General features: G+C 43.9%; 22 protein-coding genes and 1 tRNA gene. 21 read left to right on the forward strand and 2 right to left on the reverse strand.

Going from position 1 to position 25,125, the window contains the following annotated elements:
- Nucleotides 1–27: 27 nt before the first annotated feature.
- From KEM09_RS02795 to KEM09_RS02865, 15 genes are all read left to right on the forward strand, one after another.
- Nucleotides 28–987 (forward strand): glycoside hydrolase family 17 protein, encoded by a 960-nt coding sequence (locus tag KEM09_RS02795; protein ID WP_212225183.1) that lies wholly within the window; start codon nt 28–30, stop codon nt 985–987.
- Nucleotides 984–2,060: a glycosyl hydrolase family 17 protein gene (locus KEM09_RS22065; RefSeq protein ID WP_212225185.1), complete on the forward strand. Its 1,077-nt coding sequence runs from the start codon at nt 984–986 to the stop codon at nt 2,058–2,060. The genes KEM09_RS02795 and KEM09_RS22065 overlap by 4 nt, the downstream gene beginning before the upstream one ends.
- Before the next feature lie 59 nt (nt 2,061–2,119).
- Nucleotides 2,120–3,565 (forward strand): MFS transporter, encoded by a 1,446-nt coding sequence (locus tag KEM09_RS02805; RefSeq protein ID WP_212225187.1) that lies wholly within the window; start codon nt 2,120–2,122, stop codon nt 3,563–3,565.
- A gap of 25 nt (nt 3,566–3,590) precedes the next feature.
- Nucleotides 3,591–4,385: a glycoside hydrolase family 16 protein gene (locus KEM09_RS02810; RefSeq protein ID WP_212225189.1), complete on the forward strand. Its 795-nt coding sequence runs from the start codon at nt 3,591–3,593 to the stop codon at nt 4,383–4,385.
- A 22-nt stretch (nt 4,386–4,407) separates the two neighbouring features.
- On the forward strand, nt 4,408–6,129 hold the full coding sequence (locus KEM09_RS02815) for an MFS transporter (protein WP_212225191.1): 1,722 nt from the start codon (nt 4,408–4,410) through the stop codon (nt 6,127–6,129).
- Nucleotides 6,130–6,150: 21 nt separating this feature from the next.
- The gene (locus tag KEM09_RS02820) at nt 6,151–8,538 is read left to right on the forward strand and encodes a glycoside hydrolase family 3 C-terminal domain-containing protein (protein ID WP_212225193.1); all 2,388 of its coding nucleotides are present in this window, start codon (nt 6,151–6,153) and stop codon (nt 8,536–8,538) included.
- Nucleotides 8,539–8,835: 297 nt separating this feature from the next.
- Nucleotides 8,836–9,327, forward strand: coding sequence for a DoxX family membrane protein (locus tag KEM09_RS02825; RefSeq protein ID WP_212225195.1), 492 nt, complete (start codon nt 8,836–8,838; stop codon nt 9,325–9,327).
- Nucleotides 9,317–10,867, forward strand: coding sequence for a Gfo/Idh/MocA family protein (locus KEM09_RS02830; protein ID WP_212225197.1), 1,551 nt, complete (start codon nt 9,317–9,319; stop codon nt 10,865–10,867). Before KEM09_RS02825 ends, KEM09_RS02830 begins: the two co-directional genes overlap by 11 nt.
- Nucleotides 10,868–10,911: 44 nt before the next feature.
- Nucleotides 10,912–12,396, forward strand: coding sequence for a Gfo/Idh/MocA family oxidoreductase (locus tag KEM09_RS02835; RefSeq protein ID WP_212225199.1), 1,485 nt, complete (start codon nt 10,912–10,914; stop codon nt 12,394–12,396).
- Between the two features lie 99 nt (nt 12,397–12,495).
- On the forward strand, nt 12,496–13,242 hold the full coding sequence (locus KEM09_RS02840) for a 3-keto-disaccharide hydrolase (protein WP_212225200.1): 747 nt from the start codon (nt 12,496–12,498) through the stop codon (nt 13,240–13,242).
- On the forward strand, nt 13,239–14,087 hold the full coding sequence (locus KEM09_RS02845) for a sugar phosphate isomerase/epimerase family protein (RefSeq protein ID WP_212225202.1): 849 nt from the start codon (nt 13,239–13,241) through the stop codon (nt 14,085–14,087). The genes KEM09_RS02840 and KEM09_RS02845 overlap by 4 nt, the downstream gene beginning before the upstream one ends.
- A gap of 311 nt (nt 14,088–14,398) precedes the next feature.
- On the forward strand, nt 14,399–14,986 hold the full coding sequence (locus tag KEM09_RS02850) for a hypothetical protein (RefSeq protein WP_212225203.1): 588 nt from the start codon (nt 14,399–14,401) through the stop codon (nt 14,984–14,986).
- Nucleotides 14,973–16,496 carry a glutamate--tRNA ligase gene (gene gltX, locus KEM09_RS02855; RefSeq protein WP_212225205.1) on the forward strand — a complete coding sequence of 508 codons (1,524 nt, stop codon included), beginning with the start codon at nt 14,973–14,975 and terminating at the stop codon, nt 16,494–16,496. The genes KEM09_RS02850 and gltX overlap by 14 nt, the downstream gene beginning before the upstream one ends.
- A gap of 517 nt (nt 16,497–17,013) precedes the next feature.
- Nucleotides 17,014–17,391 carry a GxxExxY protein gene (locus tag KEM09_RS02860; RefSeq protein WP_212225207.1) on the forward strand — a complete coding sequence of 126 codons (378 nt, stop codon included), beginning with the start codon at nt 17,014–17,016 and terminating at the stop codon, nt 17,389–17,391.
- A 209-nt stretch (nt 17,392–17,600) separates the two neighbouring features.
- Nucleotides 17,601–18,332, forward strand: a complete 732-nt coding sequence (locus KEM09_RS02865; protein WP_212225216.1) for a sulfotransferase family 2 domain-containing protein — start codon at nt 17,601–17,603, stop codon at nt 18,330–18,332.
- Between the two features lie 62 nt (nt 18,333–18,394).
- On the opposite strand, the gene KEM09_RS02870 is transcribed toward KEM09_RS02865, so the two are convergent.
- Nucleotides 18,395–20,104, reverse strand: coding sequence for a glutamine--tRNA ligase/YqeY domain fusion protein (locus KEM09_RS02870; protein WP_212225218.1), 1,710 nt, complete (start codon nt 20,102–20,104; stop codon nt 18,395–18,397).
- 137 nt (nt 20,105–20,241) lie between these two features.
- Here KEM09_RS02870 and folB point away from each other — a divergent pair, with 137 nt between their 5' ends.
- The 4 genes from folB to KEM09_RS02890 all read left to right on the forward strand — a co-directional run bounded on the left by folB (nt 20,242) and on the right by KEM09_RS02890 (nt 21,309).
- Complete coding sequence (gene folB / locus KEM09_RS02875; protein WP_212225220.1) at nt 20,242–20,610, forward strand: dihydroneopterin aldolase; 369 nt, start codon at nt 20,242–20,244, stop codon at nt 20,608–20,610.
- Between the two features lies 1 nt (nt 20,611).
- Nucleotides 20,612–20,806 carry a cysteine-rich CWC family protein gene (locus KEM09_RS02880; RefSeq protein ID WP_212225222.1) on the forward strand — a complete coding sequence of 65 codons (195 nt, stop codon included), beginning with the start codon at nt 20,612–20,614 and terminating at the stop codon, nt 20,804–20,806.
- Between the two features lie 50 nt (nt 20,807–20,856).
- Nucleotides 20,857–20,927 (forward strand) — tRNA-Cys (locus KEM09_RS02885).
- 187 nt (nt 20,928–21,114) lie between these two features.
- Nucleotides 21,115–21,309 carry a YwbE family protein gene (locus tag KEM09_RS02890; protein WP_212225224.1) on the forward strand — a complete coding sequence of 65 codons (195 nt, stop codon included), beginning with the start codon at nt 21,115–21,117 and terminating at the stop codon, nt 21,307–21,309.
- Nucleotides 21,310–21,371: 62 nt separating this feature from the next.
- Here KEM09_RS02890 and KEM09_RS02895 read toward each other — a convergent pair whose 3' ends face one another.
- On the reverse strand, nt 21,372–22,604 hold the full coding sequence (locus KEM09_RS02895) for a hypothetical protein (protein WP_212225226.1): 1,233 nt from the start codon (nt 22,602–22,604) through the stop codon (nt 21,372–21,374).
- Nucleotides 22,605–23,010: 406 nt separating this feature from the next.
- Between KEM09_RS02895 and KEM09_RS02900 the strand changes: the two genes are divergently transcribed.
- Together KEM09_RS02900 and KEM09_RS02905 are read left to right on the forward strand one after the other, a co-directional pair.
- Nucleotides 23,011–23,769 carry an enoyl-CoA hydratase/isomerase family protein gene (locus KEM09_RS02900; RefSeq protein WP_212225228.1) on the forward strand — a complete coding sequence of 253 codons (759 nt, stop codon included), beginning with the start codon at nt 23,011–23,013 and terminating at the stop codon, nt 23,767–23,769.
- A 24-nt stretch (nt 23,770–23,793) separates the two neighbouring features.
- Nucleotides 23,794–25,125: a 3-hydroxyacyl-CoA dehydrogenase family protein gene (locus KEM09_RS02905; protein WP_212225230.1), complete on the forward strand. Its 1,332-nt coding sequence runs from the start codon at nt 23,794–23,796 to the stop codon at nt 25,123–25,125.

A 25,125-nucleotide genomic window follows, 5' to 3' on the forward strand; every position in this document is an offset into this window, starting at 1 on the left:
ATTCTGGGGTATTGGAAAAGGAGTGAAATGAAATTAAGTGAATTAATACATATTAAATCGGGAAATGCCATCTGCTATTCGGGCTTTCGTCACGGACAAAGCCCGGATACTGGTGTGTTTCCAGATTATGAACAGGTCAGGGAGGATTTATTGATTCTTGCCAAGAACTGGAAGTATCTGCGATTGTACGATTGCGATAAACAAACGGACCTGGTATTGGAAGTGATTCGTACTGAAAAGCTGGACTTTCAGGTGATGCTGGGCGCTTATATCGGCGCAGAAGTCAATAACCATGGCTGTCCATGGGGAGGTATATATGCCGAGGAGCAACTCAAAGAGAATAAGGCAAGAAATGTAAAACAGATTGAGAAACTCATCATTCTGGCCAATCAATATCCTGATATCATCTTTTCGCTTTCGGTTGGCAATGAGGCAACGGTGGATTGGACCGACCATTATGTGCCGGTTGATTCAGTGATTGATTATGTGCGAATGGTTAAGAAGGGAGCCCGCCAGCCTGTTACATTTTGTGAGAATTATCTGCCCTGGCATAGTAAGTTGAAAGAGCTGGCCGAAGAAGTGGATTTTATTTCCATCCACACATATCCGGTGTGGGAGTATAAAAACATACATGAGGCCCTGGAATATACCCGCCAGAATTACAATAGCGTGGCCGAAAAATATCCGCATAAACCGGTAGTGATAACAGAAGCAGGCTGGGCTACCAATTCAAACGGGAGAGGTATCGAACCATCGAATGTGAATGAAGAGTTACAGGAGGTGTATTACAACGATTTGGTAAACTGGAGTGAGCAGGAGGGGGTAATGACCTTTGTTTTTGAAGCCTTCGATGAGCCATGGAAAGGTTCGCCAGAACCCATGGAGCCTGAGAAACATTGGGGATTGTTCACGGTCGACAGAACGCCAAAGAAAGTGATGCAGGAACTATATCCCGAATTAATAGAAATGAAAAAATCTAAAGTGTGAAAAAAAATAGACACATGATGAGTCATTTTAAAGCAGTTGTTCTAATCAGTAGTATAGTGCTGAGCATAGTAGGTTGCCAAACCCAAAAGAAAGATAAAGGAGGACAGGAGTTGCCTCCAAAAGTAATATCAGCAATTCAGCAACAACCTGATGACTTGCTGGCAGGCACCCACAGGGCCGTTTGCTATTCCGGTTTCAGAACAGGGCAGCATCCTGATAGAGGAGATGGCGCAGTTTGGCCCACCGATGAACAGATACTGGAGGATTTACAAATAATCAGCAAGGACTCTCTCTTTAACCTGATTCGCGTGTATGACTCACAGGAGAATTCAGCAACAGTCCTCCGAATAATTAAGGAGCATGCGTTACCTGTAAAAGTGATGTTGGGCATATGGCTGAAAGCCGAGCTGAGCAACCATGAGGGCTGTGCATGGCTGACAGAACCCATTGCCGATGAGGAGTTGGATAAAAATAAGCTGGATAATCAACTGGAAATTGAGCGGGGCATCCAACTGGCCAATCAGTACCCCGATATTGTGGTGGCCGTTAATGTTGGCAACGAAGCTTTAGTAGACTGGAATGATCACCTGGTGGATACAGACTCAATTATAGCTTATTGTCGCCGGGTAAAGGCTGCCATTCAGCAACCGATAACAGTGGCCGAAAACTATGAATGGTGGGCGGCAAATGGTCAACAGTTAGCTCGTGAGCTTGATTTTATATCCATCCATCTCTACCCGGTTTGGGAAGGAAAAGATATTGATGAAGGACTGTACTATTCGATTGCTAATGTGGAGAAAGTACGTGAGGCACTGCCCAATAGTAAAATCGTCATCAGTGAAGCCGGATGGGCCTCTGTGGCCTCTGAATTTGGTGAGAGAGCCAGCGAAGAAAAGCAGTTGCGCTATTACAACGAGCTAATGAACTGGTCAGAAAAAATGAATATAACCACTTTCTTTTTTGAGGCTTTTGATGAAGACTGGAAAGGAAATCCGGATAACCCCTTAGGTGCCGAAAAACACTGGGGACTGTTTAATATCGACCGAAGCCCTAAACAAGTGATGAGGCAGTAATATCTGCTTCAACAATGAAAAGACCCTTAAATCAATTTACTATCTAAATCCAATGAAAAATGAATGCATATAAAACAGCCCTTGAAGACAGAGTTCCGATTTTACAGAAGATAGCCTTTGGTTCGGGTCATCTGGCCAACCAGCTGTTTCCGGCTGCACTGGGAGTATTTATGGTGGTATTGGTTATGTCACTCGGAATGAACCCGGCTTTGGCAGGATTGCTGGCAGCACTACCTCGCCTGGTAGATGCCCTGACCGACCCGATAATGGGTTATTTGTCAGATAACACCAAATCCAGATGGGGGCGCCGGCGTCCATACATCCTCTTGGGAAGCGTTATTGCGGGTGTGGCTTACATGATTATGTGGCAATTAAACCCCGATAATTCAGAACTATACAATTTCTTTTACTTCCTGATAGTATCCCTGTTCTTTTACTTGGGGTACACCATTTTTGCTACACCATTAATTGGTCTGGGTTATGAGATGACAGCCGATTACAATGAGCGTACCCGGCTAATGGCCGTATCGCAGTTTATGGGCCAGATGGCCTGGATTATTGCTCCATGGTTCTGGGTGGTTATTTATGACCAGTCCATCTTCGATACCGCTCCCGAAGGAGCTCGCATATTGTCAGTTTGGGTGGGTGGCCTATGTATGGTTCTGGGCATAATGCCGGCTCTTTTTAATAAAGAGTTGGTATTGCCGGAAGAAGATGAAAGACAGGACTTATCTCTTAAAGAGATTAAAAGTAATTTCAGGGAGTTTATTCAAGGCTTTAAGCTCACCTTTCAGAATAAGCCATTTATAAAACTGTGCGGAGCTACCTTCTGTATATTTAATGGTTATCAAACAATTGCACAGTTTGCCTGGTTTATAGTTGTTTATTATCTGTTTAGAGGCGACACATCTGCTGCAGGGCACTGGCCGGCCTGGTTCTTCACATCAACAGCTGTAGCCACAGCTTTTATTGTAATACCAATAATAACAAAACTGGCAGTCGCTTTTGGTAAACAGAAAGCCTTCATTATTGCTACTTTGATTTCTATCGTTGGCTATACACTAAAATGGTGGGGCTTCAATCCCGATAATCCATGGTTAATGTTCTTACCTGTTCCATTCCTGTCGTTTGGAATTGGCGGCCTGTTTACTTTAATGATGTCTATGACGGCCGATGTGTGTGACCTCGATGAATTGAAAAACGGCAAGCGACGTGAGGCCATGTTTGGGGCGGTCTATTGGTGGACGGTCAAACTGGGCTATGCCTTGGCTACATTAATAAGTGGTGTGGTGCTGCATTTGGTGGGATTTGACGAATCCAAAGGAGAGCAAGCCCTTGAAACCATGCATAACCTGCGTATCGCCGATATTGTGATACCTGTTACAATGGCTTTATTGGCTATTCTTATCATTTGGAAATATGATTTAAATGAACAAAAAGCAAATGAAATAAGGGAAGCGTTGATAGCTCGACGAGGCAAAGCACATCATCAGGGAGAAAATTAATTAAAGAATAGGAAAGATACTTGTTATGAGAAAGATAGTTTTAATGACGTTGATAGCTGTACTGGTTTGGCTGTCTGCCTGTAAGGAAAACAAAGAGTACAAACTGGTTTGGCAGGATGAATTCGATTATGTGGGCTTGCCCGATTCAAGCAAATGGGCCTATGATCAGGAAGGCAACCCTCACGGATGGGGAAATAATGAAGCACAGTTTTATACCAATAGCCGCAGAGAGAATGCATGGGTAGAGGATGGGAAGCTGCACATCATAGCGGTAAATGAAGCTTACGAAGGGAAGGAATTTACATCAGCCCGCTTAATGTCAAAAGCCGACTGGCAGCATGGTCGTGTAGAAGTCAGAGCAAAACTGCCCAAAGGGATTGGTACCTGGTCGGCCATATGGATGATGCCGGGTGGTTGGACCTTCAACGATGGTAACTGGCCAAATATTGGTGAGATAGATATCATGGAACACGTGGGCTATGATTTAGGCACCATTCATGCCTCTGCTCACTCAAAAGATTATCAGTGGCAGGCAGGAACGCAGCAAACAGCAACCGTAAAGATTCCTCATGTTGACAGCCTGTTTTACACCTATGCCCTTGAGTGGACAGCTGATTCTTTAAAAGCTTTTGTGGATGACCAGCAGTATTTTGCCTATGCCAATGAAGGATTGGGCGAAGATAAATGGCCATACGAGAAACCGTTCTACTTGTTGTTGAACCTGGCAGTAGGTGGCGCATGGGGAAGTGTTGAAGGTATAGATACACTATCATTCCCTCAAACAATGGAAGTCGATTATGTAAGAATTTACCAGAAATAAATACCCATTAAAACCATGCAAAATGAATAAAACAGCGTCTAAATTATCGTTTAAAGAAAAGCTGGGCTATAGCCTGGGCGATACAGCCTCCCATTTTGTATGGGACATGGTGGGGTTCTGGATCCTCATTTTTTATACCGATACTTTTGGTATCTCCGCAGCAGCGGCTGGTACCATCATGCTTATTGCCCGTGTGTGGGACATGATAAATGATCCGCTGATGGGCATTATCTCCGATCGTACCAATACACGCTGGGGAAAGTTCAGGCCATATATCTTGTATACGGCTGTACCTTATGCTATACTGGCTGTGTTAACCTTTACCACGCCAGACCTGAGTTATACGGGTAAAATTATTTGGGCCGCCGTGACTTATTTCTTACTGATGACGGCATATACAGCCATCAACCTGCCGTATTCATCATTAATGGCAGTCATGACATCCGACTCCAATGAGCGAGCCGGCATTAACACTTATCGTTTCATTAGTGCGTTCTCGGGGCAGCTGATTGTCACTGGTCTGGCCCTGTCAATGGCTATTTATTTTGGTAAAGGCGAGTTTACCACCAAAGTCAATCAGCTTCAAAGCAAGGGCGGGTATGTGGAGGTTATTAATAACGATAGCCTCAAATATCAGCTTAATGCCGGATTTGCAGGAATTGATACCCTGAGATATACCATTGAGGATGCTGATAACAATATTACAGAAGGTGTGGTGTATGTTGTTGTGACACCTTCAGCTGAGGACACGCTTGACTATGGCGATGCAGTAATGGCTTTTGACTCAACTGCCATAAAAGAACAGATCAAAGAGGCAGGTGTTATACCCTACCCTTTAGCACGTGAAGATGTGCATTATATCGATACGCAAAGAAGCGACTCTGTGATTGATGTAAGGGCAAACGATAACCTGGTGGACAAGGCCAAAGGCTATCAATATACGCTTATCGTTCTTGGTTTTCTGAGTGTGATTTTTTTCCTCATCACTTTCTTTTCAACCAAAGAAAGGGTAGCGCCACCCCGTAATCCGAATCAAAGCATCTGGTCCGATATTAAAAACCTTGGGTCGAACAGGCCTTGGGTCGTGCTGGCACTTGTTGGTATCGTATCCTTCATCATGTTTGCTTTGCAGAATTTGTCAATTGCCTATTACTTCAAGTATTACATTGGTACTGAGGAAAATGTGCAGTTGTTTAATGTGGTAAGCAGTGTTGCCCTCATTATTGGCCTGCCAATAGCTAAACCATTGGCACGAAAATTTGGCAACCGCAATGTTTTTATGGCGAGCACCATTCTCTCGGGTATTTTCTTTGCCTTGCTGTATATTCCTGAAGCCGGTGATTACACACTGATATATACTTTTAATGTGCTGGCCAAATTCACCTATGCGCCTGCAGTTGTGCTTTTGTGGACCATGTTGGCTGATACAGCCGATTATACCGAGTGGAAAACAGGGCAGCGTGCTACCGGACTGGTGTTTTCAGCTGCCACCTTTGCGCAAAAGGCCGGATGGGGTATTGGTGGTGCTTTGGCCGGATGGTTGCTCGTACTGTTTAAGTTTGAAGCTAATGCTGTTCAATCAGAGTCAACCATTACCGGTATTAAGCTTATGGTTTCGGTGATACCGGGCATCTTGTACATGTCCTGTGCCGCATTGCTATTCTTCTATACCATCGATAAAAAAACAAGTGAGCAAATGCAGGCCGATCTGGAGGAAAGAAGAAATCAGACAGGTATTGAATAAATCCACAAAATAAACTAAGATATGAGACTTGTAGGTATACTAACATTTGTGTTTATGGCCACATTGTCATTATCAGCTCAGGATAAGGAGTTGGAAGAGAAAGTAAATAACCTAGTGTCTGAACTGACGCTTGAGGAAAAGATTTCCTTATGTTCAGGCCGCGACGACTGGAGTACGCAGCCCATTGAACGACTGGATATCCCTTGGATATGGATGGCCGACGGACCACATGGACTGAGGCGGGCTCCTGCCACTAATAAAGCCGGTTATGGCGATCAGCATCCGGCAACTTGTTTCCCAACGGCCTCAGCTTTGTCCGCAACCTGGGATACGGATTTGATTTACAAAGTGGGACAAGCTTTGGGGGAGGAATGTCAGGCTTTGGGTGTGAATGTATTGCTGGGACCAGGCGTCAATATCAAGCGTTCGGTATTAGGTGGCCGTAACTTCGAATATTTCACTGAAGATCCTGTTCTGTCGGGTGAATTGGGAGCAGCTTACATCAATGGTGTGCAAAGTCAGGGAGTGGGTACTTCGCTCAAGCATTTTGTGGCTAATAATGTTGAAACCATGCGCATGTTTATGAACTCCGATGTGGATATGCGTACATTACATGAAATTTACCTGACACCTTTTGAAATTGCCGTTAAGAAGGCGCAGCCCTGGACGGTGATGGCTTGTTACAACCGGGTGCAGGGTGAATACGGTACACAGAGTCCGTATCTGCTAACCAGCTTACTGAAAGAAGAGTGGGGCTTTAAAGGGATGGTTATATCTGACTGGTTTGCGGTGGTGGATCGTGTAGCGGCTCTGAAAGCGGGCATGCATATCGAAATGCCGCATGTGAGCAGTGTTAATGATGAGATACTGCTTAAGGCAGTTCAGCAGGGCGAATTAGATGAAGCTATTCTTGATAATCTGGTGAAAGAAATATTGATGGTGGTGTTAAAAGCCAAGTCGCTCGACAGAGAAGATGTTGAACAAAAGGTGGGGGAGCATCATCAATTCGCTCGCGAGGTACATGGGCAGGCCATTACATTGCTTAAAAACGATGGAAATGTGTTGCCTTTAAGTAAAGATAAATACAAAAAGATTGCCATCATTGGCGAGTTTGCAGCTAATCCGCGCTACCAGGGTAATGGCAGTTCAGAGGTGAAGCCGACCCAATTGGATAATGTGTTGGATATCATCAAAAAGGAATATGGTAAAGGAGTGAAAATAAGTTATGCCCAGGGTTATAACCTGAAGGATGATAATGATTTCACCATGGTTGAGGAAGCTGTGCAATTGGCAAAAGAGTCCGATGTCGCTTTGGTTTTTGCCGGATTACCGTTGCATTATGAGTCAGAAGGTATTGACCGCAAACACATTGATATGCCGGCTGCACATAATCAGTTGATTGCTGAAGTGGCAAAAGTACAGAATAACACAGTGGCTGTTTTAACCAATGGCAGTGCTGTGGCTATGCCCTGGATTGAGCAAGTACCTGCAGTATTAGAAACCTGGTTGGGTGGACAGGCAGGCGCAGGAGCTGTGGCCGATGTGCTTTTTGGAACCGTCAATCCTTCTGGTAAGCTGGCAGAAACATTCCCTGTTAAACTGGCTGACACGCCTGCTGCCTTTAACTTCCCGGGTGAACAGGGCAATGTGCTCTATGGCGAGCGTATTTTTGTTGGCTATCGCTATTACGATGAGAAGCAAATTGAACCACTGTTTCCTTTTGGTCATGGATTGTCTTACACCACATTTGATTATTCCGATATTCAGTTGTCGGCTAAAAAAATAAGCGATAAGGATGCGTTGGTTGTCACCTTAAAAGTAAAGAATACAGGTGCAATAGCAGGTAAAGAAACAGTGCAGCTTTATGTCAGCGACCTTGAAAGTACCCTGCAACGCCCTGAAAAAGAGCTAAAGCACTTTATTAAAGTTGAGCTGCAACCGGGTGAAACAAAAGAAGTGAGCTTCGAGTTATCCGGTCGCGATTTCTCTTACTATGATGCCAGGCGGGATATGTGGATTGCAGAAAGTGGCAATTTCGAAATAATGGCAGCGGCCTCATCACGCGATATTCGTCTGAAAGCAAATTTTGAGTTGGAATCCACTCAGCAAGTACCCATGATGGTGGATAAATATACCTTTGCCAAGGAGCTATGGGATAACCAAGAAACCCGCGAATTACTGAAGGAATACATGCCTAACTGGATTAATGGTTGGGTGCCGGAAGGCAAAACTATGGACGAAGCCAATATCCCAGGTTTTTTTATGGAGCATCCGATGATTAAGTTTCCCTACATCACCAACCATGAAATTACCCACGAGCAAGTGGATGAATTAATAGAGCGTTGCAAGAACATTACTTATACGCCCAGTTACCGGACGTTTAAGGAGGTGGAGAATGTTTCCTTCTGATAAATTGTATTAGTCAATAAGTAAAAGAGTAAGCCCGTTAATTGTTTTAAAACAGTATTAAACAATAGAATAAAAGAATAATCGCAGATTCAAATTCAGGCGGGCTTACTTTTACCTCACTATTATTTGCCATACTTCCATATTCGGCACCTGGCTTATGTTACTTACTATTGTTAAGTGGTTGACGTATGTTCAAAATGTTCAGATAATATGGTTATTTGATTGATTAGTATTTGTTTAAGTTGTAATTGTTTCTATTTTACATCTTCTAAACTAATCATACAATTGACCAATAAAATGAATAACCCATTTTCTTTGAATACCCTTCAACTGTACGCCATGGTTGGCTTGCGCGTGCTTACCGGATGGTATTTCCTCTATGAAGGAATCATCAAATTACTTCATCCCGGATGGAGTGCCTTTGGTTTTTTAATGAGTACAGAAGGTGTCTTTTCAGGCTTTTTTCATTCACTGGCTGAAAATTCCATTAGCCTTGATGTAGTTAATTTTCTTAATATTTGGGGATTAATTGCCATAGGTATAGGTCTGATAACTGGCACATTGGCGCGCATTGCTTCTTTGGCAGGAGCCTTGCTGGTATTTCTATATTACCTGGCCCACCCACCCACTATTGCAGCACAGCTGATGCCTGGTTCAGAGCAGGCTTTATGGGTAGATAAGAATCTGATATTTACCCTTCTGCTTATAGTACTTTATGCAATTCCCACCAGCCAGGTGAATGGTCTCGATCGCCTGATATTCAACAAAAGCAATACCCATGGACGATAATAAACGAAGCTTCTCTCGCAGAGATATAGTCAAAACTCTGGCGACAGTACCTGTGTTAGGGGCATTTGCATATGCTCTGCTTAAAAAAACTGACTATCAACAACAACACAGCTTCAACATGGCTGATGAACTGGGGCTGAAGTTATATGATGATCCCGAACCGGCTTCAATTTCCAGTGGACAAACCATCAGGCTGGGTATTATTGGAACAGGTGGTCGTGGTCGTTACCTATTGGAAGCAGCAGGTTTTGCGCATCCCAATACGCTAAAGCATTGGCAAGAGCAAGCACAGCTTAACCCATCTGATACCCGTTATGGCGATTTTATAGAGCAGGATGACCTGAATATTGACATACGTGGTGTATGCGACATTTTCGATGTTAATGCCAAAGAAGCTCTCTTGTCGTGCAGCAACCAAGAAAAATCAACGGAGTTAAACGAGGCGGCTTCTAAGGTGAAACACTATACCGATTATCGTGAATTACTGGCAGCACCTGATATTGATGCGGTGATTATTGCTACCCCAGACCATTGGCATGCTCAGATGGGCATTGATGCGGCCAAAGCCGGTAAGCACATTTATATCGAAAAAGGCCTGACCCGCACCATTGAGGAAGCGTTTGCCTTGCGTAAAGCAGTTAAAGAGTCGGGCGTTGTTTTCCAGTTGGGACACCAGGGTCGGCAAACAGCCAGTTTTAAAAAGGCCAAACAGTTAGTTGATAAAAATGTGCTTGGAAAAATATCCCTCATTGAGGTATGTACCAACCGAAACGACCCCAATGGTGCCTGGGTTTATCCGATTCATCCCGCGGCTAGTGAACAAACCATCGACTGGCAACAATTTATTGAGCCAACCAATAATCATCCGTTTAGTGCCGAGCGTTTTTTTCGCTGGCGTTGCTGGTGGGACTATGGTACAGGGCTGGCTGGCGACCTGCTGACTCATGAGTACGATGCCATTAACCAGGTGATGCAGCTGGGGATACCGCATTCGGCAGTGGCATCAGGAGGTATCTATTTTTATAAAGATGGCCGTGAAGTACCTGACGTCTTTCAGGCGGTGTTTGAATACCCGGAGCGTGACCTGACTTTCATGTACAGTGCCTCTCTGGCAAACGATCATTACCGTGGTAAAGTACTGATGGGGCACGATGCCACCATGAAAATGGAAAATGTACTGGAGGTGTATCCCGATAACCGTTCGACACAGTATCGCAAGCAGCTTGATGCCGGCTTGATTTCAGCCGATAAGCCTATGATAACTTACCAGCCTGGTAAAAACAGCCTGGATGGCTACAGCTCAGCCACCGAGCAATATTTTGCCAGCAGAGGTCTGTTATACACCCATGTGCAGGGCAAGCGGGTTAATACGGCGCATCTGCACATAAAAGAATGGCTCAATGGCATACGAAGTAACAAGCAACCCAGTTGCGATATTCATCAGGCCTTTGAAGAGGCTGTTACCGCACACATGGCTACCATCGCTTATCGCGAGAACCGCAAAGTGTATTGGGATGCTGATAAAGAACAACTGATATAATTACCCTTTATAAACTCAGTATTAATCACCTTACATTATCAAACATGAACAAAAAAGAAAAAATCTATGAAATGAACCGGCGCAGGTTTATATCCAATGCAGGACTGGCTGCTGCGGGTTTGACCATGATGCCCTCTGTTGTGGCCATGAACAGTCGCCGGAAATCGAAAAATGACAAACTGAATATTGCCGGAGTTGGTGTTGGAGGAAGAGGCTTTGGTGTGTTGAAGGCCGTCGAAAGTGAAAATATTGTAGCACTGTGCGATGTAGACTGGAAATATGCCAAAGGCTGTTTCGAGTACTTTCCAAAGGCTAAGCGCTACTGGGACTGGCGTAAAATGCTGGACGAAATGGGCAATGATATTGATGCAGTGGTGGTAGCCACAGCCGACCATACGCACGCCATCATTGCGGCTACGGCCATTACTATGGGTAAGCATGTGTATGTTGAGAAGCCGCTGACTCACACCGTATATGAATCACGTTTGCTAACCAAACTGGCAGCTAAATATAAGGTGGCAACGCAGATGGGTAACCAGGGAGCATCGGGCGATGGAGTTGCTACCACTACCGAATGGATTCGCAATGGTGAGATCGGTGAGGTGCGCAAAGTTGAAGCTTTTACCGACCGCCCCATATGGCCACAGGGTCTGAATCGCCCGACAGAAAAGCAGCCCATACCCGAAACCATGAACTGGGATTTATTTGTTGGACCAGCTAAAATGCGTTCGTTTAATGAGATTTACACACCCTGGAATTTCCGCGGTTGGTGGGACTTTGGTACAGGTGCTTTGGGCGATATGGCCTGTCATATTCTGCATCCGGTGTTTAAAGGGCTTAACCTGGGCTATCCCATAAAAGCACAGGGCAGTTCTACACTCTTACTAACCGATGCGGCTCCTGTGGCCCAAAAAGTTCGACTGGTATTTCCTGAACGTAAAAGCCTGCCAAAAGTAAATATGCCCGAAGTAGAAGTACATTGGTACGATGGCGGTTTACAGCCCCTTAAACCAGACGGATGGCCAGCAGGAAAAGATATGAATCATCACGGAGGTGGTGTGCTCTTTCACGGCTCAAAAGATACACTGGTTTGTGGATGCTATGGTCGCGATCCTTGGCTGCTTTCTGGCCGGACACCTGATGTGCCCAAAACATTACCGCGTATTACAACCAGTCATGAGATGGATTGGGTAAGGGCTTGTAAAGAATCACCCGAAACCAGAGTGGAAACCTTATCGCCATTTAGCGAGGCCGGCCCTTTTAATGAAATGGTGGTGATGGGGGTGCTGGCCGTTCGTTTGCAGTCACTCAATAAAGAGCTGGAGTGGGATGGTGAAAATATGCGATTCACAAATATTGGCGATGATGAAACCATCCGGACAGTGATAAGCGATGGGTTTAAAATACACGATGGTCACCCTACTTTTGATAAAGAATGGACCGAGCCAGTTAATGCCAACGCCTTTGCCAATGAACTCATTAAGCACACTTACCGCGATGGCTGGACATTGCCGGAGATGCCAGTGTAATAGGTTGAGTTGTTGAAACAAGGAATTATAAAATCAATATCAAACTAAAGAAAAGCGTGTTCGCCAGATTTGGCCGAAGCGCATAAAAAATCTAATAAAATGAAGAATCTATTTTTAATCAGTTTAGTAGCTATGATACTAAGCTCATGTTGCGATAAGACGCAGGAAGTTAATGCACTAACTAAAGAAGAGAAAGCCGATGGCTGGCAGTTGTTGTTCGATGGAAAAACGACTGATGGCTGGCGCAACTATGGTAAAACCACTTTCCCCGACGGTTGGGAGATTACCGAAGACGGTACGATTCACTGTCCTGGCTCTGGCAGGGGTGAAGCAGGCGGAAAAGACAGAGGTGATATTATTTATGGCGATAAGAAATTCGGTAACTTCCATCTGAAGCTGGAATGGAAAATCTCAGAAGGTGGTAACTCGGGTATTTTTTACCTGGGACAGGAAAGTGACTCATTGGATTACATCTGGAAAACAGCTCCGGAGATGCAGATACTGGATAATGAGAAGCATCCTGATGCGGCAGCCGGGATTGCCGGTAACCGTCAGGCTGGTTCGCTTTATGACCTGTATCCTGCTGTACCTCAGAATGCCAAGCCTGCCGGCGAATGGAATTCGGTAGAGATAAAAGTATACAAGGGTTCGGTTTGGCATATGCAGAATGGTGAAACAGTGGTTGAATACCATCTGTGGACACCTGAATGGAACGAGTTGGTGGCTGGTAGTAAGTTTCCGGCATTGAACCCAACATGGGCCGATGTGGCCAGCGAAGGGTATATCGGGCTTCAGGATCATGGCGACGATGTGTGGTTCCGTAACATTAAAATCAAAGAATTATGATACGCCACCTTGCCATTATGGGCATTGTTTTAATTACTTTGCCGCTTATGAATATAAGTGCTCAAAAAGCAGAAAAAAGCATCGGCATCCAATTGTGGTCGGTGCGCGACGATATGAAAAAGGATGCAGCAGGCACCATTAAGCAGTTGGGTGAGATGGGCTACACCTTTGTGGAGGCAGCCGGTTATGCCGATGGGCAGTTTTATGGTATGTCGCCCGAAGCGTTTAGTAAGCTATTAAATGCCAATGGACTGAGCTTTACGGCCTCGCATTGCGGTCATCCCTTACCCGATAAAGAGCAGTGGGAAGCAACCATGCAATGGTGGGATCAGTGTATTGATGCTCATGCCAGGGCAGGCGCAAAATACATCGTTCAGGCATCGATGGATAAAAAGGGCTATGGTTCTCTGGCCGATTTGAAGCGTTACTGCGATTACTTCAATGCAGTTGGAGAAAAATGCAATGCTGAAGGCATCCGTTTTGGGTACCATAACCACGACAAGGAGTTTGAAGAGGTGGATGGCATGGTGCGATACGATTACATGTTGCAAAATACCGATCCGGACAAAGTGATGTTTCAGCTCGATTTGTACTGGATTATGAAAGGCGGAAAAGAGGCCACCGCTTATTTTGAACAGTATCCGAAACGCTTTGAATTATGGCACGTGAAAGATGAAATGGAGCTGGGGCAGAGTGGAAAGATGGATTTTGAACCCATCTTTAAAAAAGCCGAGTTAGCAGGTATGAAGGACATCATTGTCGAGGTGGAGCGCTACAACTACACTCCACTGGAGAGTGTTGAGCGCAGTCTTTCATTTTTGATGGAAGCACCTTACGTCAAATAGTTTAGTTCATGTTTAAGTTGAGAGGTTGTTCTTCTTTTGGGCAACCTCTTTTATTTTTCTTTTCCAAAACCCTATGATTTGTGAAGGGCCTTGAAAAAGAAAAATTAATGGATGACACAGTTTATTGAACAGACCCTTTTATTGAGAACAGACCCTTTCTCTATACATGAGATAGCTCCTGCAACCTGCAGGACGCATCCTAAGCATCTGTTAACGGCTCCTGCAACTTGCGGGACGTCTCCTCAGCATCTGTTAATGGTCCCTGCAACCTGCAGGACGTCTCCTCAGCATCTGTTAACGGCTCCTGCAACTTGCGGGACGTCTTCCCAGCATCCGTTAATGGCTCCTGCAACCTGCAGGACGTCTTCCCAGCATCTGTTAATGGTCCCTGCAACCTGCAGGACATCTCCTCATCTTCTGTTAACGGCTCCTGCAACCTGCAGGACGTCTCCTCAGCATCTGTTAATGGTCCCTGCAACTTGCAGGACGTCTCCTCAGCATCTGTTAATGGCTCCTGCAACCTGCAGGACGTCTCCTCAGCATCTGTCAATGGCTCCTGCAACCTGCAGGACGTCTCCTCAGCATCTGTTAATGGCTCCTGCAACCTGCAGGACGCATCCTCAGCATCTGTTAATGGTCCCTGCAACCTGCAGGACGTCTCCTCAGCATCTGTCAATGGCTCCTGCAACCTGCGGGACGTCTCCTCAGCATCTGTTAATGGCTCCTGCAACTTGCGTGACTCATCCTCAGCATCTGTTAATGGTTCCTGCAACCTGCAGCAAGGTCTTCATGTAAAGGCGATCTTGATATTATCCACAACTAACCAAATCATACAATTAACAAATCAACATTTTAAAACTATCTTTGCAAAAAAAAAAACAACATATGACAACTCGTAAAGTACGTGTGCGCTTTGCACCGAGTCCAACCGGACCATTGCATATTGGTGGTGTTCGTACCGCATTGTTTAACTACCTGTTCGCCAAAAAGCATGGGGGCGATTTTATACTTCGCATTGAAGATACCGATTCAACACGTTTTGTTAAGGGTGCCGAAGAGTATATCAATGAGAGTATGGAGTGGCTTGGCATGACCATCGATGAAGGTGTTAAGCAAGGTGGAGATTACGGTCCATACAAGCAAAGCGAGCGTCGCGAGATATATAAGAAATACGCCGATCAGCTGGTAGCAACTGACTGGGCTTATTATGCCTTTGATACACCCGAAGAGCTGGATGCTTTACGTGCACAGGCTGAGGCTGAGAAAAAGACCTTTGCTTACGATATGCATACCCGTAAAGGGCTTAAAAACTCATTGAGTTTGTCAGAAAATGAGGTGAAGCAACGCATGGAAGCCGGAGAGCCTTGGGTAATTCGTTTCAAGATGCCTGAAAATACCGAGGTGAAGACCAATGATATGGTGCGCGGTTCGGTTACTTTTAATACCAACACCTTGGATGATAAGGTGCTTTATAAGAGTGCTGATCAACTGCCTACATATCACCTGGCCAATATTGTAGATGACCACATGATGGATATCTCACACGTGATTCGCGGTGAGGAGTGGTTGCCATCAGTCCCGTTGCACATCATGCTGTACCGTGCATTGAATTGGGAAGATACCATGCCGCAGTTTGCTCACCTGCCACTGATTCTGAAACCTACCGGTAAAGGAAAACTATCGAAGCGCGATGGCGATAAAGGTGGTTTCCCAGTATTTCCATTAAACTGGCAGTTGGAGGATGGTATTGCGGCTGGCTATCGCGAAAGCGGTTATTTCCCCGAGGCGGTGGTTAACCTGCTGGCTCTGTTAGGTTGGAACCCCGGTACGGAGCAAGAGCTATTCTCAATGGATGAGCTGATTCAGTTATTCTCCATTGAGCGGGTTAACAAGTCGGGTGCCCGCTTTGACCCGGATAAAGCGAGATGGTTCAACCAGCAGCATCTGGTGCGCAAATCCAACGAAGAGCTGGCAGAACTGTTTCAGGCCGAGCTGAAGGAACGCGGTCATGAACGTGAAAATGGATATGTGTCGGAAGTGGTTGGCCTCATTAAAGAGCGTGTTAACTTCGTGAGTGAGCTGTGGGAGCAGTGCTCATTTTTCTTTGAGGCACCTGTTGAATACGATGCCAAGGTGGTGAAGAAGCGCTGGAAGGGTGATGTGCCGGCATTTATGACGGAGCTAATGCCTGTTCTAGAGCAGCTTGATACGTGGCAGGCCGATGTCATTAAAGCAGCCATTGCCGAGCAGATTGAAGCAAAAGAGCTGGGCTTTGGTTTGGTGATGAATGCCTTCCGTCTGGCTTTAGTAGGTGGTGGCTTTGGTCCTGACCTGATGACGATTGCTGAGATGATTGGCAAGGAAGAAACGATTCAGCGCCTTAAAGCAGCCGTTGAAAATATAGGCTAACGAATTATTCGAACTGAAATCGAATTAGACGAATTGGAATCCCGCATCTCATCAGGTGCGGGATTCTTAGTCTTACAAGGAACGCAGCTTAATAGCACCCATGCCAATAAAGATGCGAACCTTCCAACTTATCATTTTATCAACCACAAATTACACTGATTAACACAAATAAATTTCACCCGTGGATTTCGTGGAATCTGCGTAATTAGTGGTTTTTATCGAATACGCTACTTTGTCAAAGTATGAGTATTACCACATTATTGGGTGTTCTTTCATCAATTCTAGCATAAATTGTGTACATGATGATTAAAAGTTACATGAATTTAGCCACCACAAATTACACGAATTGACACCAATAGTTTTCCGTAGGAAAACAAAATTCTTGATATACCTTGTGTTGTTCAGTATTTGATAATTTTTGGAGATTATTCAATGGGTTTATATAAATAGACTTCGTACGAGTAAAATTCACCTGTGAATTTGTGAAATTTGCGTAATTTGTGGTTAAATGTTTTTTATGAAAGAAGTCTACCCGTTAAAGCATGAGTGTTACAATATTATAGGTTGTTGTATGGAGGTGCATCGAGTGCTGGGATCTGGATTGTTGGAGGCTGTATATCAAGAAGCTTTGTCAATTGAACTTGGAAACAAGAATATACCGTTTGCCCAGGAAGTGGAACTGCAGATTGATTATAAAGGAGAAATTCTTACCAAGAAGTATAAAGCAGATCTTATCTGTTATGATGAGGTTATTGTTGAGCTCAAAGCGGTTAAGGAACTTGATGATGTTCACTATGCGCAGCTTATTAATTATCTCAAGATTGCGAAAAGAAAGATGGGATTGTTGGTTAATTTTGGTGCAGAGTCGCTTGAATTCAAAAGGATTATTAATTAATCCACAAATGAAACCAGAAGGAACACAGCGTACTAGCACCCATGCCGTTAAAGATGCGAGCCTTTTAACTTCCAACCAAAATTTGACCGATTCACACAATTTTTTCTCCGATGTGGAACTGGAAAATCTTATATCTTGGTTCTTGTGTCTTTAGTCTTTTACTATAGCTCTCAATAATTGTGTAATATTGTATGTCAAACAGCTATCTTATGGCAGAGCGAGAAGTGAAAAGGTGGTCAGTTCCTGAGATATTTAATAAGATAAAAAGGCGAACAGGCTATTATAAGCGACAGTATGTCCGTCAACATCCAGGGGTTAAAGATGCAGTGTTTATCTGGATTCCGAAGAATGGCGGAACCAGCATGTTCCAGGTTCTTAAGCCACATGGTATGCAGTACCTTGACAATGAAGCAGCTGTTCGCTTTTATTTCCCCAATAAAGGACTGGTGTCGTTTGGACCGCTTAATTATTCCCATTTACGGGCTAGCAATCTGGTTAATGAATCATTTCATCAATCGGCCTTTAAATTTGCCATTGTTCGCAATCCATACGAACGCGCTGTTTCATCATTCTTTTATTTTAAGCAGCATAAATGGATTCATCCACAGATGAGTTTCAGGGAGTTTACTTATCATATCAGTAAGATTGATTTTGAAAAGGACTGTTCTACATTTAACAGCTACGAAGGCTACCTGTTTCCGCAGTTAAGGTATATCAGTAATCGAGATAGTTTATTGACAGATTTTATTGCCCGGCTGGAGAATATCCATGAGGATGTGGAGGTAATTAAACAACACCTGCAGCTGGAGTTTGAGTTTCCTCGATTGAACACCACCGAGCATGAGCATTATAAGCAATACTATTGCGAAGATAGTCAACAGAACATCCTTAAGGCCTATAGAGAAGACTTCGAAAAACTGAATTATAAAACAGAGCTATAAAAAAAATCCCGCTTTTTCGAAAGCGGGATTTTAGTTTTATATCTGGAATCTTAAGTCTTTAACTACTTCTTCTTAGTCCACGAATCCTTTAATGTCACCGTGCGGTTGAAAACAATAGTCTCCTCTGTCGAATCTTTATCAATACAGAAATAGCCCAGGCGCTGGAATTGGTAGCGCTCAATGCCATCATCAAACTTAGCACCTGCATCCTTGAAATTAGGTTCTATATAGGCCGTGTTAATAACCGAAAGTGAGTTTGGATTCAGAAACTCTAGGAAGTCCTTGTCCTTATGTCCATCCGGTTCTTCATCCATAAACAGGCGATCGTATTGTTTCACCTGAACGGTTTTGGCATGCTCAATGCTTACCCAGTGCAAGGTGCCTTTTACCTTACGGTTACTGCCTTCCATACCGCTCTTGGTATCCGGATCGTATGTACAGTAAATCTCTGTTATCTCACCGTTCTCATCTTTCTTAATGCCCTCACATTTTACAATGTAAGCGTTCTTCAAACGTACCTCGCGGCCAACATCCATGCGGAAGAATTTACGAGGTGCGTTCTCCATAAAGTCATCGCGTTCAATGTAAATCTCGCGGCTAAATGGTAACTGACGTGCGCCCATGCTTTCATCCTCAGGGTTGTTGATGGCTTCCATCCATTCAACTTCACCTTCCGGGTAGTTGGTGATAATCACTTTTACCGGATTCAAGACAGCATAAACGCGCGGCGCTCTTTTGTTTAAGTCCTCACGGATGCAGTGTTCCAACAAGGCCACATCAATCACGTTTTCGCGCTTGGCTACACCAATCTGGTCGGCAAAGCGGCGAATCGATTCAGGCGTGTAGCCTCTGCGACGGTATCCCGAGATAGTAGGCATGCGTGGATCATCCCAGCCAGCCACGTAATTCTCATTCACCAGTTGAAGCAGCTTGCGCTTACTCATTACGGTGTAGTTGAGGTTCAGTCGTGCAAATTCAATCTGACGAGGACGAGCCTGCTCTTGTAACTCAGGTTGAAACGCTAGTATTTGTTCCAGGAACCAGTTGTATAAGGGGCGGTGCACTTCAAATTCCAATGTGCAGATAGAGTGTGTGATGCCCTCTACAAAGTCGCCCTGCCCATGGGCAAAGTCGTACATGGGGTAAATGCACCAGTCATCGCCTGTGCGGTGGTGATGAGCATGTATGATTCGGTACATCAACGGATCGCGCATGTGCATGTTTGGCGAAGCCATATCAATTTTGGCACGCAGTACGCGTTCTCCATTTTTGAACTCCCCTTTACGCATGCGCTCAAACAGGTCCAGGTTTTCTTCAACACTACGATTGCGGTATGGACTTTCCTGGCCAGGCATGGTCGGTGTTCCTTTTTGTGATGCAATCTCTTCGGCACTCTGGTCATCGACATAGGCCTTGTCATTTTTAATGAATAAAACGGCCCATTGGTATAGTTGCTCAAAATAGTCGGAGGTAAACTTAGGCTCATCTTTCCACTGAAAGCCCAGCCAGTTTACGTCTTCCTTAATTGATTCTACATATTCAGTATCTTCCTTGGTAGGGTTGGTATCATCAAAACGCAGGTTGGTACCGCCTTTGTAGTGTTTGCCAAGGCCAAAGTTCAGGCAGATAGATTTTGCGTGCCCGATGTGCAGATAGCCATTGGGCTCTGGCGGGAAACGGGTTAGTACAGCTCCTCCGTTTTTGTTTTCACTTAAATCTTTGTCAATCTCCTGATGAATGAAATTCGTTTTCGGCGTTTCGTTCAATTCCATCTGCTCGTGTATTTTGTCTATTATAGTATTTGCTTTTTGAGATGTGTGAACATCAGGCACAAAAGTAATTGTTTTTCGACTTAAAAATCTGATGATTCGATGATAAAACAGTATTTTCGCCAAAAAAATACAAAACCATGGAAGAGACGCAAATGATTGGTGTGATTGAACTGGAGGAAATGGAGTTTTATGCTTATCATGGCTGTTTTAAAGAAGAGCAGGTGGTGGGAAACCGTTTTCTGGTGAAAGTAACATTGGAGACCGATTGCACCATAGCTGCCCAAACCGATAATATCAACGATGCACTTAACTATGTAACGGTTTATGAGATTGTGCGCGAGCAAATCATGCAAAATTCACATCTGCTCGAACATCTTAATAAGCGCATTATTGATGGTATCTATGAGCGTTTCCCTCAGCTACTAAAAGCAACAGTTAAGGTATCAAAGATGAATCCGCCAATGGGGGGACAGATGAAATGTGTGAGTGCAACATTTAGCAGGTAAAATGAAAGATCCAGGAGTCATTACAAAGGTATGCCCACGCTGTGGTGCTGAGTTTTTTTGTCATGCTGAAGCCGATTCGCCTTGTTGGTGTAACGAATATATTGTGGCGGGTGAAAATCTTAAAGTATTGGGTGAGAAATACAAAGGTTGTTTATGTCCCGATTGCCTGAAATTATATGGGCAAAAGAGGAAATAAAATTTGCTCAGAAAATAATTTATTACTTATTTTGCAACCCGAAACACGACGGTTCCTTGGCCGAGTGGCTAGGCAACGGTCTGCAAAACCGTGTACGGCGGTTCGAATCCGCCAGGAACCTCAAAATAAGCCGAATTTCAGAAATGGAGTTCGGCTTTTTAATTGGGAATAAAAAACAATACAGTAGGGGAAGTTGAAGTAGTTTAATTAGGCATGTTCTAAATAGCTAAAGGGATGACGTGCAGTATCCCAAAGAACACCTGTATTAAGAATTAGTAGAAAATGTCAATTATTATTTTAGAGTAAAAATGGACGGAAGGGAAAGAAAAAACATTAAAAAGGGAACTAAGGTGGCGATTCTTCAGAAGCAAGATGAGCGTTCAGGAAATCTAACTCACGGTGTGGTACAGGAAATTATTGATGAAGTATCTTTTCATCTGAAAGGGATTGAATGTAAACTTAAGACAGGCCAGATTGGTCGTGTGAAGATGATAAAGTTATAAAAGTTACATAAATGAATTGAACCTCCCACTCTCTGCATATGAGTTTGGGAGGTTTTTTTTGATTACTGGTTAATCATTAGTTGTATAGCTCCGAGCACTTCCTCAAGCTCATAATTGCAATGACCATATCTTTCAACAGGAAATGGGATTACATGATTGCCTTCTTGCATAGCCACTTTGGTCATAAATTGCTCAAAATGCCAGAATGGTGTCACATGATCACCCATTGTGTGCATTAATACAACCGGTACATTTGGTGTGCCTTTTGTCTCGTATAGGCGTTCCATATGATGAAAGGCTTGCTTATCGCCCTTGATACGTTGTACCTGCGCATTAAGCTCCTCGTAGTTAAAGGGTATGTCACATTGGTACCAGGTTTCTGTATTTTCAAAAGGGACACCACCCAAACGTTCAATCATATCATTGGTTGCCATAATATTGAAGCGTAGAAGTTCTCTTAGCATCAATAGCATGTATTCTTCATTAGGTATAAAATCAGTAGGAACGCCGGCTAATTGAAACAGTAGAGGTAACTTCCATTCTTCCTGACTGATAACCCAAAGAAGAGGAGCATCTAAAAAGCCATTACTCCAGTAGTCCATGGTTAGAGGAGGTACGCCTTGTGGATTGCCTAAATCGATGGAGCCTCCGGGGTAGTTAAGTAACTCATCGGTATACAGGTAATTAAAAAGTACATGAAAATTACCAAAGTAATTTAACTGCATTCTAAAGTTACCTACAGGTGCACAGCTGATAAGTCCGGCCTCAAAGATCTTCTGATTCCTTTCAAGGGTTTTCATAGCTACCAGTCCACCTTCTGAAACGCCACCAAGGAAGATGTGATGAGGTTTAAAGTGGGCTTTTAATTGATTGCCCAGGTATAAAACATCAATAACTCCTTCCTTCACTGCAAAACCATTTTCAGAATAACTGGTTGAGGCATAACCAAAGTTGGCAGAAGTTATTAATTGCGATAAAGGCATGCCTCCTATAATATCATCAGGAAGATGGATGGGCAAGTTAGGATTTACATAGCCATGGGCATATACTATAAACTGACCATTCCAGACGGGAGGTATGAGTACCTCAATAGAGTCGTTATTGATGATATCGCGATAAACATACCACTGACCATCCTGGTAATCAGGAATGCCATGGAAAGCTTTAAGCCGGATTTCTGGTTCAGCCACTTCCAGAACCGTTTCATCAGAACAATAACAGAGCGTTGCTGCTAGTATAGCACCTGTGATTAAGAGCCAGGCTGTTTTTCTGATTGATAAAGGTACTTGTTTCATAACTGATAGCTTTTATTACCTGGGAAATATAAACTCCAATTGAAATGGTGTCAATGTTCTTTTAAACTTTTATCAATAGATTATAATACGTGTGTAATGACGACTTTGTAGGCTTTGTCAAGAGTGGATTTATCATACTTGTAGATGGATTACAAAGTGCTTAGCAGTGCCCTATGGCATTGTTAGTATATGCCTGAAAATTGGTGTTGTAAGTATAATAATAGGATGCTGTTAATTTGTAATGTAGTATCAGGTTATCGTTCGGTTAATATTTTTTAATGTACATGTTAGGAGGCTGTTGATGGAGGTTGTGATTTGTAAGTGATTTTTAATTTTTTATAAAAAAGACATTGATATCTTAAAATAGATTGCCTAACTTGATTAGCATTCTAATTAAGTTATTTTTATGAACCTCACTTGCACACAACACGATGCTGTTGGCATCATTACTTTTTCGCGACCCAAAGCATTGAATGCTCTCAATAGCGAAGTGCTTAAGGAATTAAATGCCCTTCTGGATAAAATAGAAGCCAGCGAACATATTCGTGTGGTTATTCTTACTGGTGAAGGCAAAGCTTTTATAGCTGGTGCCGACATTGCTGAGATGCAGGGAAAGTCGGAGCAGGAGGCTAAAGCTTTTTCCAGCCTGGGACATGATGTGATGAAGCGCATTGAGCAATCACCAATACCATTTATCGGAGCCCTCAATGGCTTTACTTTGGGAGGAGGTCTAGAAATGGCGTTATCATGCAGCTTTCTGTTGGCTGCCGAAACGGCTAAGTTTAGTGCCCCCGAAGTGAACCTGGGATTGATACCCGGTTTTGGTGGTTCGCAGCGACTGGTGCGTACCATTGGGCTTAATAATGCCCGTTATTACCTGTATACTGCCAATATGTTTGATGCCACCGAGGCACTTCGTATGGGATTGGTTCAGGCTGTTTATTCCAATGAAGAGTTGATGGATAAGGCCATGGAACTGGCCAAACTCATTGCATCCAAAGGGCCATTAGCCACCAGATCTTTAGCGACTGTTGTTAATTGTGGATTAGAGAAGGGCTTTGTGGCTGGATGTGACGCAGAGCAGGACGCATTTGCTTCCTTATTCAACAGCGAAGCTCAGGAAGGGATGAGTGCTTTCCTCGAAAAACGCAAACCTCAGTGGTAAAATAAACCAATTATACAATAAACTATGAGTCACCTGGATAGATTTAAGAACATTAGTGTCATTGGTGCGGCCGGTAAAATGGGCAGTGGCATTCTGCTATTGAATGTTTTACATGCCACTAAGTTGATGCACCATGCACCCTATTTGGGACAAACCTTTGTCATCAATGCCATTGACCAAGACTTTGAGCACTTGCAGGGATTAATGAATTACCTGAAAGAGCAACTGCAGAAGTGGGCTGAAAAAAACATTGTGGAGCTGCGGAAGCTCTACGCCAACCGGGCGCACCTCATTGATAATAAAGACATCATTGAGGCCTTTGTGTTTGAAGCGCTATCGTTAGTGAAGCCATCAATTAATATGGAGGCTGCCTATCATTCTACCCTGATTTTTGAAGCCATTATTGAGGATGAGACAATTAAGTCATCTGTTTTGAAACAAATCAATGACAATAATCCTCACGAACCATTTTTCCTGACTAACACAAGTGCTATTCCCATTGAGGTACTGAATCAGAAAGCACAATTGGATGGACGCATCATTGGCTGTCATTTCTATAATCCGCCGGCTGTACAGAAGCTGATCGAGGTGGTTGAGTTGAAAGGCGGCCATCCTGAGTTGAGTAAAATAGTGGATGGTTTTGCCAGACACATGGATAAACTCATCGTGCCTTCTTTCGATGTGGCAGGTTTTGTTGGCAATGGCTTTTTCATGCGCGAGATATTGTTTGCCGAGAAAATGTATAATGATCTGCGAAAAGAACTGGATGCGCAGCAGGCATTACTGATTACGGATAAGGTCAGTCATGAGCTGATGATGCGCCCCATGGGTATCTTTCAGTTGGTCGACTATGTGGGCATTGATGTCTGTGTGTTGATTATGAAGGTGATGAATACTTACCTCGATGAAGAGATAGTCAGTCCATTGCTAACCGGTCTTTTGGAAAAAGGCGTAAGAGGCGGGCAACATCATGATGGCTCTCAAAAAGAAGGTTTGTTCAAATATGTAAAAGGCCGTCCGGTTGAGTTGTATGATATAGATACCGATAAATATGTGGCCCTTAAAGCACCTGCTTCGAAAGCTGATGAGTACCTGTCAGTGCAAACAAAAGTCTACTCCTGGAATCAGCTGAGTCGCTCTAAATACAGGGAGCAGCATCTGAAAGAAGCCTTTGAACATCTGGCCAATGAGGACAGTCGGGGTGCCCGACTCCTGAAAACCTATATGGCAGCCATGAAAGCTCTGGGCCTTCAACTGAAGGAAGATGGTGTCACCGCATCCACCGATTATGTCAATGCCGTGATGATGAATGGATTCTATCACTTGTACGGACCCGTTAACGATTATAATTTCTAA

Source organism: Carboxylicivirga mesophila (genome assembly GCF_018271975.1).
GTDB classification, from domain to species: Bacteria; Bacteroidota; Bacteroidia; order Bacteroidales; family Marinilabiliaceae; genus Carboxylicivirga; species Carboxylicivirga mesophila.